Genomic DNA, 12,781 nt, shown 5'->3' with positions numbered 1-12,781 from the left:
CGTAAACGCCCGATTGGTGTGGGCTAATAATCAGTGGGGGATGAACAAAACCCCCACTGATTAAAGTTTCACTTTATTGATATATAATACTGGATAATATTGTTTCAAAGTATGGAAACAATATGTTTAAATGAATATAACGACGTACTAATTAATATTGAAAGAGTGTTTATATTTAAAAAGTACGGGGAATACCAGAGGTTTTACAAAAGTGGTTTTTACTTTTTATAGGATATTACTTCATAATATGGTAAAATTATATTAATATATTTATTAGCGTAGAATGAAAAGAGGGAGCGTGAAAGAGTGGATTTTCGATTTGAGTTTGCAGCGAAGGTGAAAGAATATTTAGATGATGAAAAAGATGAAAAAATAATAAAAGATGGACACAGAGATATAATTTTTAAATATTTATATCCGTTAGAGAGTGAAATTGGCATTTTTAAAAATCCTAACTTTACTTTTTTTGCATCAGGAAGACGTTCACATATAGTATTAGAAAATATTGAATTTAAAACAGAAGTAAACGTAGAAAGTAATATAATTGAAATTACAAAAATAGTGGATAATGTGGTAATTCCATTAGATACTATCGTAGCAAAAGATCGGGAATTATTTGCACTCGGGCGTAATGAGAAATTTAGTGCGCAAATATTAGAATATTATCTCTATGATACATTTGGAGAGAAGTTAGGTTTACAATGAATCGAACGCGGTACAGATAACTAATTAGTGGAGATTAGGATCCATTTAAGTATCAGTTAATATCATTCATGTTTGACCTTCTATATATTTTATACTACAATCTGTAGTGTGAAAGGGGCCATACGATGTTTACTCAAAACTACAAGTTAAATGAGCAAGGGTTAAATCACTTTTTCGGACCGCTTGAAGCGAAAATAATGGAAATTGTTTGGGCTACTGAGGGTATTACCATTAAAGATGTGCAACAGAAATTAAGTGAAGAATCCTCGGTGAATTTTAATACTGTAATGACAGTTATGAACAGATTAGTAGAGAAAGCACATTTAGAAAAGCATATCGTGAAAAGAAGTGGTATGTATCGTACTACACAAACGAAAGAAGAATTTTTATCTAATCAAACGAAGAAAATGACACAAGAATTAATGGGTGAATTTGGAGATCTTGTTGTGAACCATATGATAGATGAATTAGAACAAGCTGATCCATCTTTAATAAAAAAATTAGAAGAGAAATTAAGTCAGCTAAAAAAAGAGGACCGATAAAATGAAGTGGCAAATGCGTAAAATCGTTTTGTTAGCAGTGACTATTAGTGTTCTTTTTTTAAGCATGTTAGTATACTACGTCACATACCCATTTCTTTTTCAAAATAAAGCACTTTTTCTTTCACAATTTTGTTTATTTGAATTGCAACAACATATGAGAGAACTGTCAACACTCCGCATTATGATAGCCGGATTACTGTTATTTACTGTAATCATTATAAGTAAAAGAATTTGGAAGCAGTTTTTTTATAGTAAAAAATTGAAAAGAAATCTCGTGTCTATTACTAGAAAAGGAAAGCAAGTGTACGTATTATCAACGTTACAGATTACGGCATTTACAATTGGGTTATTTCGACCGAAAATTGTTATTTCAGAAGGAATGTTTCAGGCGTTTTCAGAGGAAGAAATTGATGCGATTGTATTACATGAGGAATATCATCAAAAAAATCGAGATCCATTAAAGTTATTTTTCTTTACATTGTTAGCTGAAGGAATGATGTACATTCCTATATTAAAAGGAATGCTGCAGCGTTATCATGTGTATCAGGAGCTATCAGCTGATAAATATGCGATGCAAAAAATGAAATCTTCATTTGAGCTAGGTAGTGCATTATTAAAGTTAATTAAAATAAAGACGATGGAAAATCAATGTATTACAGCTTCGTTTGCGAAAACTGCAATTAATTTACGAATTGAGCAAGTGTTGAATGAGAAAGTTGTTAAGCTGAATATACCATTACATACGAATTCAGTATATGTAACGTTAGGGCTATTTTGTATGTCGATTGTACTTATTGTCGGAGAGTGCATATAGCCTCTTTTTTTTAATAGTTAACACTACGTTTTGTAGTGTGTTTAGGAGGAATAAAATGAATGCGGCGGATTTAACGATTTGGCTAGTAGTAGGGGCGGGGATACTTTCTTTTATATCACCATGTTCTTTACCGCTATATCCATCTTATTTATCATATATTACAGGTGTTTCTATTCAAGATTTAAAAGAAAATCGTGGAATTATGCAAAAGTCAGCGATTATACATACAGTATTTTTTATGATCGGTTTCTCGGTTATTTTTTATGCATTAGGTTTATCAGTAAGCTGGATTGGGATCACTTTTTCATCTAATCAAAGGCTGATTCAGCAAATTGGTGGGATATTTATTATTTTGATGGGGCTATTTATGACTGGAGTGATTCAGCCTAAGTGGCTTATGGCAGAGAAAAAAGTACAATATAGAAGTAAATCGACAGGATATATTCGCTCAGTTTTGGTCGGCATGACATATGCAGCAGGATGGACACCGTGTGTTGGACCGATATTTTCTGCAGTGCTTATGCTCGGTGCGACCAATCCTGAAAGTGCGCTTCTGTATATTACAGCGTACACCCTTGGATTTGCAGTTCCGTTTTTCGTGATGGCATTTTTTATCGGAAAGGTAAAATGGATTGTTACATATGCCAATGTCATGATGAAAATTGGCGGTGGAATGATGATACTAACAGGGGTTTTATTATATACAAATCAAATGACGAAAATTACAGCATTCTTTATTCGTATATTTGGTGGATTTACAGGATTTTAGAAATGAGGAGGAAGAAAAGTGAAGAAACTAATTGCTATTATACTGGCCGGGGCACTAATTTGGGCAGGGGTTAATTTTTATAATACAAAGAAAGAAGAAAAAGAAAGAAAAGCGAAACAAGCGGAGTTACAAGAAAAAGAAGTATTGCCACAAGTGGGATTTAAAGCACCAAACATAACATTAAAAGGATTGGACGGGAAGCTGTATTCGTTAAATGATGCAAAGGGAAAAGCATATGTTATTAATTTTTGGGCATCGTGGTGTGGCCCATGTGAAATGGAGGCTCCTGACTTAGTTCGTTTGTATGATAAGTATAAAAAGGATGTTGAAATCTTTGCGGTAAATGCAACAATCGGGGATCCAGTACAAGAAGCGAGCGCATTCGCAGATCGCCACGGATTTAAATTTCCAGTTCTATTAGATATGGACGGAGTAGCTGGATTAGATTATAAAGTGTTCTCTTTACCAACGACATTTTTTGTTAATAAAGATGGAATTATTGTAGATCAGGCACGAGGTGTATTACCTCCAGATCAATTAGAAGAGAAGTTTAAGAAAATAATTGAGAATTAAGAGGGGATTTCATAGTGATGGAGTGGATGGTGAGGTTACAACCCGTTTCTCTTATAATAGGAAGTCTATTTGGATTTACTCTGATGAAACTAAGGATGAAAAAGCAAAATATTCAATATGAAAAAATGATGGATGCAGTAACGAATGGTCTTCTCATCATTGTATTAGTATGGAAATTCGCACCGGCAATTTTAAATCCAGTATGGGCCATTGGGGCGCCGGTGCAAGCATTATTAGCTGTAGGAAGTATTCAACATATTATAGTAGGTTTTATTATGGCTAGTATATACATTGTTTGGAAAAGTAAAAAAGAGCAATTTTCTCTTCGGATTTTACTTGATACATTGCCCTTTGGATTGTGTGTGAGTATTATCTTTTATTTTCTATTCCATCAAGAAGTAGGTATACAAACGACACTCCCATGGGGGATGAAAATATATGAATCAAAATTTTTGTATCATCCTATTTTAATGTATGAGATTATACTCGCACTCGGTATAATTGGCTCGTTATGGATTAAAAATGAAAGAGTAGGGAATGGAAAGAATATAAGCTTTTTTCTCATTTGCGAGGGAATTGCTCATATCATTATTTCGCTTATTAGTGAACAAAATTCAGTTCTATTTGGTCTTTCAATACAGCAAATACTCAGTTTTTGTGTTATTAGTTTAGGGATTTTATTAGTACCAAAAAAATAAAAATAGCCATGTACGGAGAGCATCCATGCATGGCTATTTTTTATCATCACATGAATTAAAAAATTGGCGGAGTAACAGAGAATAAAACGATCGCATTTTTCTCGAATTGATTTACCCATTTATGTTTTAAATAAGCTGGTATTTTTACGCTATCACCAGTTTCTAATGTGTATTCTTCTTCATTTAAGTGCAATGTGATTTTCCCGTCTAATACAAATGCTAATTCTTCTCCTTTATGTTCTAGAACATTTTCTGATGAAGCAGTATTCGGTGGGATAGTCATAATTGCTGTTGCTAAATTTCCTGTAAAATCAGGTGATAACAATTCATATGATAAATTATCGATAATCATTTTTTTTCTTTTATTAGAACGTACGATTAAATCGTCTGTATTAGTTTCTTCAAGTAAAAAACTAAATGTTGGAACATCAAGAGCTTTTGCGAGTACCTTTAATGTTTGAATGGAAGGGTTAGCAGAACCATGTTCAATTTGACTAAGCATTGATGGTGTGATTTCGGCCATCTTTGCTAGTTCTTTACTAGTTAATCCTTTTTCTTTTCTTTGTTTTTCAATTTTTTTACCGATATCTATATTTTCCATAATAAATGCTCCTTAATAATTATTAAATTATATTTAAGTAAATTAAATTAAAATTAACTGAAACTGAATTTTATGTTAAACTATATTAAAATTAATTTAATTATAATTTATTATATGGCTAGCTACAAGAATATGAGGAGGAAGAGAAATGAAGGGGATAGAGGCATTAAAAGAGCGATACCCACTATTAAACAACCTTATTGCAACGGAAGAAGTATTTTGGATGAATCCGAATACAGAAAAGTATGAAACGGCAATAAAAGGTTCGCCGCTTAATGAAGAAAATGTAAAAGATGCGGAAGAGAGATTAAAGCGCTTCGCACCATATATTGCGAAAGTTTTTCCTGAAACGAAAGAAACGAGCGGAATTATAGAATCTCCTTTAGTGAAAATACCTTCTATGAAACAATCTTTAGAGAAAAATTACGAGCAACCTATATGGGGAGAATTATTATTAAAGTGTGATAGTCATCTTCCAATATCAGGATCAATAAAGGCAAGAGGCGGCATTTATGAAGTGTTGAAACATGCAGAGAAACTGGCACTTCAGCATGGAATGTTAACAGAGAAAGATGATTATTCAATTTTAGATAGTGATAGATTTAGAGTTTTTTTTGCGAAGTATTCAATTGCAGTAGGTTCGACAGGAAACTTAGGACTGAGCATTGGGATTATGAGTGCAAAACTAGGATTTAATGTAACTGTTCATATGTCAGCAGATGCGAAACAATGGAAAAAAGATTTATTAAGAAGTAAAGGTGTAAATGTTATTGAATATGAAGCGGATTATAGTAAAGCAGTAGAAGAAGGAAGACTGCAAGCAGATGCAGATCCTAGCTGCTATTTTGTTGATGATGAAAACTCACATGATTTATTTTTAGGATACGCAGTAGCAGCGTCGCGTTTACAAAAACAATTAGAAGAGTTAGAGATTGCAGTAGATGAAGAACACCCTTTATTCGTTTATCTTCCGTGCGGAGTCGGTGGTGGGCCTGGCGGAGTAGCATTCGGCTTAAAGTTATTGTATAAAGACAATGTGCATTGTTTCTTTGCTGAGCCTACGCACTCTCCGTGTATGCTACTCGGCTTAATGACTGGACTTCATGATAAAATTGCCGTTCAAGATATCGGGATTGATAATGTAACAGATGCGGATGGACTTGCGGTAGGAAGACCCTCTGGATTTGTCGGTAAAACGATGGAACCATTTTTGAGTGGAAATTACACAGTAAGTGATGAAGAGTTATATAGATTATTAAAAGAACTGGCGGATACTGAAAATGTTTATTTAGAGCCTTCTGCGTTAGCAGGTATGGTAGGGCCATTGAATGTATGTAAAGCTGAAAATGAGTATTTACAAAAATATAGGTTAACAGAAAAGGTGAAGAATGGTACTCATATTGTGTGGGGAACTGGCGGTAGTATGGTTCCAGAAGACGTGATGAGTGGTTATTATAAAAAAGGTTCGGAATTAACGAAAGCAGAGTAAGGAAGAATGAGGCGATTTAAAGCCTCATTTTTTCATGTACATAAAAATCTTTGTTATTTTCACATTAGTTCTTTATAGTATAGTTATAAAGGATTATTCATATCGATTAAATATAATAAAAAAGCGTTATTTTACATAATAAGAGGATGTGTATATACGATGTCATTACAGACAAAATATATAGCGGGTATTTCGCTTGGGGTTATGGGCGTAGGTTTTGCGGCTTCGATCCCTTTTCAAGGAACGGTAGCTGGGGAGATTATTCAAGGGGGATTTGAAGCGGGGTTAGTTGGTGGACTTGCGGATTGGTTTGCGGTTACAGCTTTATTCCGTCATCCGTTGGGAATCCCAATTCCGCATACAGCATTATTACCTAAAAATCGTAAGCGGGTAACAAAGGGGCTCGTTTCTACGTTAGAAAATGAATGGCTGACGAAAGAAAGTATTACAAGTAAAGTAAAAGAAATGCAGCTAGCACAAATGGTACTGGAAATTGCTGAGAAAGAGTTACAGTCTGACGCTGTGAAAAAAGGAATTGTAACAATTGCTGAGAAAGCGATTCTTCAAATAGATACGGAAAAATTAGCAGTTATTATTGAAAAAGAATTAAAAACGTATTTGCATACAATTAACACAAGCAACATATTACAAGTTCTCGTGGATCAATTAGTTGTGCAAGAATATGATGAAAAAACACTTGATTACATATTAGTAAAAGTGAAAGATTGGACAGCTCAAGATGAAGCACGTTATCAGCTAGGAAGCTTAGGAATGAAGGCGATGGAAAACATAAAAGTAGATGGATTTTTACAGTTTACTTTGAAATCATTTATGAATATTGTAGATGAAGATAAAATTGGAGGCATTTTGCAAAAGTTTATTATTAGCAATATTAACAGCTTGCAAGATGCTGATAATAGCACAAGACAACTTATATTAGCGAAGATTCGTCAAGAAATTATAAATGTAAAAGAAAATGAATCTTTATTACAGGAATTAGAGAATTGGAAAGAAAAATGGATTACCAATTGGAATGCTACTGACAAAATAAAAGAGATGCTTGAGCAAGTACAACAAAGGGCAGTTACCTTTGTGAAGAATGAAGAATTTGCCGATAAATATGTTGTTCCATTCTTACAAACACAAATGAATAAAATAAAAGAAGATGAACTGACTGTTCAAAAAATAGAAGATTGGTTACAAAAACAAGTTGTTACTATTGTTGAAAAAAATCATTCGAAAATTGGAAAGCTTGTGCAAGAAAACCTTGATAAGTTAGATGATAAAACATTAATCGAAATGATTGAAAATAATGTCGGGAAAGATTTGCAGTGGATTCGTGTGAACGGGGCTGTTTGTGGCTTTATGATTGGATTAGTTTTAGAAGGAATAAAAGCGATTATATGAGAGAAACCTTCCACAATTGTGGAAGGTTTCTTATTTTTCGATAATACTCATATTTATATTATAAGCTTTCTCGATATTTAATTTGTACGTCCCATTTCCTGTTTTTATCGAGTTTTTATACCAATGTTCTTGCGCATTTAATTCTGGATTTTCTTCTGAAGAATTATTTTCTTTTTTCGTTAAATCTTCTACTTGTTCCCAAGGTGTGTTTCCGTGAGTTTCTTTTTTGTTTGTTATGGCGATTAAAGATACATCACTTTCTTTTGCTAAATGAACAGATACATTTGAACTTTCTTGTACAAACCAATTATTTTGTAATTGACCTGGATAAAGAGATAGTTCGTTATTTGAAGCGCGAATCTCTACATTTTTATTTTGCGGAAGAACGAGTGTTTGTTTCACCTGTGGTGCGGAGTTAAATAACGTATGCTGAACCGGTAATGATTTTAAAGTTATATACATCGTTTCTCCAGCTGTTTGAACTGAAAGGAAATCCTCTCGTTTTAAATTGAGTTTTTCATTTGCTTTCGTCGTCATTTCATATGTCCCAAGAAGATGAATTTGATTTGTATTATTTCCCTCTATCGTTAGAGGGTGATGCCCCGCATCCACTACAATTTTTTTGATAGATTCAGGTATATCAAGTTGTCCATCCGGAATATTACTCGTTTGCCTAGTTGTGTTAATAGAATGACGAACTTCTTCTAGTAATCCAGTTGATAATAAACAGTAAAAAGCAATTCCAACGCTTCCTAAAACTCCGATAAAGAAAATACTAAAAATATCATATTTAATAAATGAATGTTCCTTCTTAGAAAATAGAAGGTATAGTAAAATTTCAGCGCCAAGTATGATAAGTAAAACAGGCCACCAGGCTGTTAATGTATCTAATGCTTGAACTCCTTTTACGACTGAAAATAGTAAAAAGCAACCTAATAAAATAATGGAAATCCCCATTGAGATGGTTCCAACACGCCATGTTCTCATTCTTTTGTACCACCTTTGTTTTCTTTATTTCCAAGTAACAATTTAAAGCCGCCACCAATTAAAAGGAGGGCAACGATAGATGTTTGGAAATAGCGATAATATAACTCTGTAAGATGAATATTAAATATAGTAGAAACATACCTGTCTAAAATAGGGAGGAGTGTTTGATCTAATAAATAATAACCACCGAGTGTAATTAATCCGATACCGATCCATCTTTGATGATTTATAAAATAATCGATGATAGGTTCGTCATTTACGCGTTCTTTTCCGTATTTTGCTGTTTGCTGTAACGTGTCAAAAAAGCTATAAAACCAAATAATTGGTACTAAAAATAAAAACGCAGAGAGTCTTAATAAATCAAGTAAATAAATAGATAGTAAAAAGGCTGCCATAAGCTGAAGGCCTCGGCGTTGTAAGCCTAAATACATATGTCCTGCTCCAGGGAACATTGCTAAAATAGAAGCGAATGTTTTACTTTTCTTTCCTTGTTCTCGGTGCTCTTCAAATTCTTCAAAAATAGTACGATCAACTAATTGCTCGCCACGTTCTTTTTTCTGTAGTTGTTGAACAACGTCGAAGAAATTATAAATCCATAAAACAGGTAACGTAATAAGGAAGATAAGGAAACTTCCTTGAGATGTTAAGAGTGCAACGAATATAATCATACTTCCTATCCCTGTACAAGCTACTAAAAATGTAAGACCACGTTGCATAAGTCCTAATTGGAAATGTCCAAGTCCAGGAATGATTGATAGGAGAATGATATAAAATCGTTCGCTTTCTTTAACGGATTCTCGATTTTCTCCAGTTTGCTGTTTCTGTGATTGCTTCATTATTGTAATGATTAAGTCTATTATATTTATCACCCATAATACTGCTAATAAAAATAAAGGGAGAAAAATAATTTGGTGATTTCCAAGAACGGTAAACCCTACTGTTGCAATAAATAGTAATAAAGATCCGCCGCTATATAAAATAAACCGTCCGAATCTCTTTAAATATAAATGTCCAAGCCCAGGAATTAGCCCTAATACAAGTGCTAAAAAGGGATTTTTATTCATGCTTTAAACCTCCGTCCTTTTTTGATGTGTCCACTGCTTTGTTTACTATTTGTTGTGAGATGGAAGTCTCATTGTGTTTTGAAGATTTCTCGAAATTTGATGTCGCTGTGAAAATATAATTGAATAAACCACTTACCATAAAAATGATTGTAGCCGCAGTCGCAATTATGTAATGAATGATCGTGCGCTTTAGCTGGTTTGATTTCATAGTTTCATTAGATTGTAACGTTTCAAAATTCAATTGCATCATAACTTCGTTTGTAAATGAATCATCATTTATCATTGGAAGGTTTTCATTTTGTTCATCAATACTTTCCATATAAATCGCTAAACAATGATCACATTCATAAAGATGCTCTTCCATAGATTCACGTTCATTACCTGATATAATGTCTAATGTATAATTGCACCAATCTTCTTTTGAGTAATGCATCATAAAAACTCTTCCTCCTTCCAATGTTTTTTGATCCACTTTCTTGCCCGATACAGCTTCATTTCGACTGTTTTCACTTCAATGTTTTCCTGTAAAGCAATTTCTTGATAGCTTTTTTCTTCTAAGTAATGTGCGAGAACGACGTCACGGTAATTTTCGGGTAGTTCTCTTAGCTTTTGAGCAATGAGTAATTTTTGCTCTTTCGTCAATAATAAAGCCTCAATATTATGAGAGGATTTTATATTTTCTTCAGTTTCTTTACATAAGGAGAGTTCTTCGTTTTCTCTAGCTTTTTTCCTCTTATAATCAATAGCGTGATTGGTAGCAATACGTGCCATCCACGTTTTTAATCCGCGAAATTGATAATTAGGGAGAGAGCTGTGAATTTTTACGAATACTTCTTGTGTAACATCTTTAGCATCTTCTTCATGTCTTAGAATAGAAAATATAACTTGGAAAATATAATGACGATACGTTTGTACAAGGATGCGAAAAGCATGCTCACTTCCTTGCTGTGCTTTTTCAATTAATTGTTTTTCCTCAATGGGTCTCTCCCTCCTTTTTGACGCATTCTATTATATAGACGTAAGAAATGATAGGTCACCCTACACATGTTGTAAAAAAAGAATAATATATTTTTAGGAAGGAAGCTATATGAAAAAAGGTGTGAAAAAATGGTAAAAAGAAGTATATAATGAGCAAGTGGGAAATGTTACGTGAAGAAAGGATGTGAATGTTAGTAGGGGAAGGTCCATACTAACAAACATGAAAATTAAAATATTAATAGCGGATGATAATTCTTTTATTAGAGAAGGCATGAAAATTATTTTAAATACATATGAAGAGTTCGAAGTAGTAGATACAGTAAATGATGGGAAAGAAGCAGTGGAATATTGTAAAAAGAACGACGTTGATATCGCTCTTTTAGATGTCCGCATGCCAAATATGAACGGGGTAGAGGCAACGAAATTTATTTGTGAAGAAACGGAAACGAAACCACTAATTTTAACGACGTTCGATGATGATGAATATATTTTGGACGCAGTGAAGAACGGGGCGAAAGGTTATTTATTAAAAAATAATGATCCGGAGCGTATTCGTGATGCAATAAAAGGCGTATATAACGGCCAAACTGTCATGCAAGATGTAGTGCTTGATAAAATTAAGTCTAATTTAATGGAAAGTAAAGAGGAAGAATCTAAAATTGATAAGAGTCTTTTTACAGAAAGAGAGCTTAGTATTATCGCATTAATTGCGAAAGGTTTCTCAAATAAAGAAATTTCGAAGCAGCTTTTCATATCTGAAGGAACGATTGCAAATTATATTACATCAGTTTTGGGGAAAACTGGACTAGAACATCGCACGCAAATTGCGATTTATTACTTAACAGGGAAAGTAGATTAATGTTATGGAATTTTGGTTAACTGTAAGTAAATTAATTGTATTTATATATATTGTGTTTAGTTACATTCACTCAAATGTTGGAAACTTATCATGGGTTATATTTACGTTACTTATATACCTCTCTGTAAACGTAATGATTTCTATATTAAGAAAAGATACATACAAAAAGATATTCATTTGCGTGTCAATTGGCGTAGTTATGTTATTTACATGGAAGGTTCATCCGTTTTTTATTTTGTTTTTACCGTTGAACTTATACGAAATTACATTCCATTATATAGAGAAGAATTGGCCACGCTTTGTTATTATGATGCTCCCAATTACTATTACAGATGAAAGTATTCGAATGACATATGGATTAATTGCTGCATTTTCTTTTCTCGTTTTAACTATGGCAGACCGATATATATCGCGTGTATTAAAGCTTGAATCACAAAATGATAAGATGCGAAAAGATATGCAGCGACTGACGAAAAGCTTAAATGAAAATAAAGAGTACATAAGACAATCTGAATACACATTTAAGTTAGAAGAGAGAAATCGGTTATCACAAGAAATTCATGATAAAATTGGTCACTCGATGACGGGTGCGCTTATTCAAATGGAAGCAGCGAAGAGATTGATGGAAATAGATAAAGTAAAATCTGCGGAGTTATTACAAAATGCAATTCATATTTCAAAAGATGGAATTGAAAGCATTCGTATTACATTAAAAAATATGAAGCCACCAACAGAGCAAATTGGCATTCATCGTATGAAATTATTCATTGAGGAATTTGCCGGTAAGCATGATGTGAACATCCCTTTCATATATAAAGGGAACTTAGATATGATTTCTCCAATTCAGTGGAAGATTATCGGTGAAAATGTTACAGAGGCGTTAACAAATACGATGAAATACGCTGATGCGACAGTCATTTCAATAGATATTCATGTACTTAATAAGATGATCAAAGTACAGGTGAAGGATAATGGAAAAGGTGCAGATCTTGTTAAAAAAGGCCTCGGCATTATGGGGATGGAGGAGAGAACAGCGTCTGTAAACGGGAAAATTATTGTAGATGGTACAAGTGGTTTTTCAGTAACAATGTTGTTGCCGATATAGTAAGGCATGATGAGGATGAATCATCTCATATGAAAAAAGTGAATATTCTCATGTGAAAAGAATGAACTTCTGCACTGAGCAGGTTCATTCTTTTTGTTTATAATAAAGTGAAACTTCAATCAGTGGGGGTTTTGTTTTTTCACGCTGATTGTTAGTTGAACCAATCGGGCATTTACGGGCAGCCCGACTC

15 protein-coding genes are annotated in these 12,781 nt (G+C 33.4%); 10 read left to right on the top strand and 5 right to left on the bottom strand.

Annotation, left to right across the window (positions count from 1 at the left end; translation table 11 throughout):
- The first annotated feature begins 306 nt into the window (after positions 1-306).
- The 6 genes from V7038_RS16490 to V7038_RS16465 all read left to right on the top strand — a co-directional run bounded on the left by V7038_RS16490 (position 307) and on the right by V7038_RS16465 (position 4,101).
- Entirely contained in the window at positions 307-705 is a 399-nt protein-coding gene (locus tag V7038_RS16490; RefSeq protein WP_002158427.1) for a DUF3942 family protein, read from the top strand.
- A 125-nt stretch (positions 706-830) separates the two neighbouring features.
- Positions 831-1,247 carry a BlaI/MecI/CopY family transcriptional regulator gene (locus V7038_RS16485; protein ID WP_002202481.1) on the top strand — a complete coding sequence of 139 codons (417 nt, stop codon included), beginning with the start codon at positions 831-833 and terminating at the stop codon, positions 1,245-1,247.
- A gap of 1 nt (position 1,248) precedes the next feature.
- Positions 1,249-2,061 carry a M56 family metallopeptidase gene (locus V7038_RS16480; RefSeq protein WP_002202479.1) on the top strand — a complete coding sequence of 271 codons (813 nt, stop codon included), beginning with the start codon at positions 1,249-1,251 and terminating at the stop codon, positions 2,059-2,061.
- 55 nt (positions 2,062-2,116) lie between these two features.
- Entirely contained in the window at positions 2,117-2,830 is a 714-nt protein-coding gene (gene ccdA, locus V7038_RS16475; protein WP_002202478.1) for a cytochrome c-type biogenesis protein CcdA, read from the top strand.
- 18 nt (positions 2,831-2,848) lie between these two features.
- On the top strand, positions 2,849-3,403 hold the full coding sequence (locus V7038_RS16470; protein ID WP_070146434.1) for a TlpA family protein disulfide reductase: 555 nt from the start codon (positions 2,849-2,851) through the stop codon (positions 3,401-3,403).
- A 14-nt stretch (positions 3,404-3,417) separates the two neighbouring features.
- The gene (locus tag V7038_RS16465) at positions 3,418-4,101 is read left to right on the top strand and encodes a prolipoprotein diacylglyceryl transferase family protein (protein ID WP_335470969.1); all 684 of its coding nucleotides are present in this window, start codon (positions 3,418-3,420) and stop codon (positions 4,099-4,101) included.
- Between the two features lie 55 nt (positions 4,102-4,156).
- Here the strand turns inward: V7038_RS16465 and V7038_RS16460 are convergent, their stop codons facing one another.
- Positions 4,157-4,702 (bottom strand): helix-turn-helix domain-containing protein, encoded by a 546-nt coding sequence (locus tag V7038_RS16460; RefSeq protein WP_002158420.1) that lies wholly within the window; start codon positions 4,700-4,702, stop codon positions 4,157-4,159.
- Between the two features lie 148 nt (positions 4,703-4,850).
- Between V7038_RS16460 and V7038_RS16455 the strand changes: the two genes are divergently transcribed.
- Positions 4,851-6,191, top strand: coding sequence for a D-serine ammonia-lyase (locus tag V7038_RS16455; protein ID WP_002202475.1), 1,341 nt, complete (start codon positions 4,851-4,853; stop codon positions 6,189-6,191).
- A gap of 159 nt (positions 6,192-6,350) precedes the next feature.
- Positions 6,351-7,598, top strand: a complete 1,248-nt coding sequence (locus V7038_RS16450; protein WP_002202474.1) for a DUF445 domain-containing protein — start codon at positions 6,351-6,353, stop codon at positions 7,596-7,598.
- A gap of 30 nt (positions 7,599-7,628) precedes the next feature.
- On the opposite strand, the gene exsE is transcribed toward V7038_RS16450, so the two are convergent.
- From exsE to V7038_RS16430, 4 genes are read right to left on the bottom strand one after another with little or no spacing between them, the layout of a single operon-like run.
- On the bottom strand, positions 7,629-8,585 hold the full coding sequence (exsE, locus tag V7038_RS16445) for an exosporium protein ExsE (RefSeq protein ID WP_002200972.1): 957 nt from the start codon (positions 8,583-8,585) through the stop codon (positions 7,629-7,631).
- On the bottom strand, positions 8,582-9,649 hold the full coding sequence (locus tag V7038_RS16440; protein WP_335470966.1) for a hypothetical protein: 1,068 nt from the start codon (positions 9,647-9,649) through the stop codon (positions 8,582-8,584). The genes exsE and V7038_RS16440 overlap by 4 nt, the downstream gene beginning before the upstream one ends.
- A complete protein-coding gene (locus V7038_RS16435; RefSeq protein ID WP_070169993.1) occupies positions 9,642-10,085 on the bottom strand; it encodes a hypothetical protein in 444 nt (147 codons plus the stop codon). The genes V7038_RS16440 and V7038_RS16435 overlap by 8 nt, the downstream gene beginning before the upstream one ends.
- A complete protein-coding gene (locus tag V7038_RS16430; RefSeq protein WP_081339963.1) occupies positions 10,082-10,570 on the bottom strand; it encodes an RNA polymerase sigma factor in 489 nt (162 codons plus the stop codon). The genes V7038_RS16435 and V7038_RS16430 overlap by 4 nt, the downstream gene beginning before the upstream one ends.
- Positions 10,571-10,847: 277 nt before the next feature.
- Here V7038_RS16430 and V7038_RS16425 point away from each other — a divergent pair, with 277 nt between their 5' ends.
- Both V7038_RS16425 and V7038_RS16420 read left to right on the top strand, forming a co-directional pair.
- Entirely contained in the window at positions 10,848-11,486 is a 639-nt protein-coding gene (locus V7038_RS16425) for a response regulator transcription factor (protein WP_335470960.1), read from the top strand.
- A gap of 4 nt (positions 11,487-11,490) precedes the next feature.
- A complete protein-coding gene (locus tag V7038_RS16420) occupies positions 11,491-12,591 on the top strand; it encodes a sensor histidine kinase (protein ID WP_070139094.1) in 1,101 nt (366 codons plus the stop codon).
- The last annotated feature ends 190 nt before the right edge of the window (positions 12,592-12,781 follow it).

Origin of the sequence: Bacillus sp. JJ783, assembly GCF_036963225.1 — a bacterium.
GTDB classification, from domain to species: Bacteria; Bacillota; Bacilli; order Bacillales; family Bacillaceae_G; genus Bacillus_A; species Bacillus_A cereus_U.
This window is presented reverse-complemented; position numbering and strand designations above follow the sequence as displayed.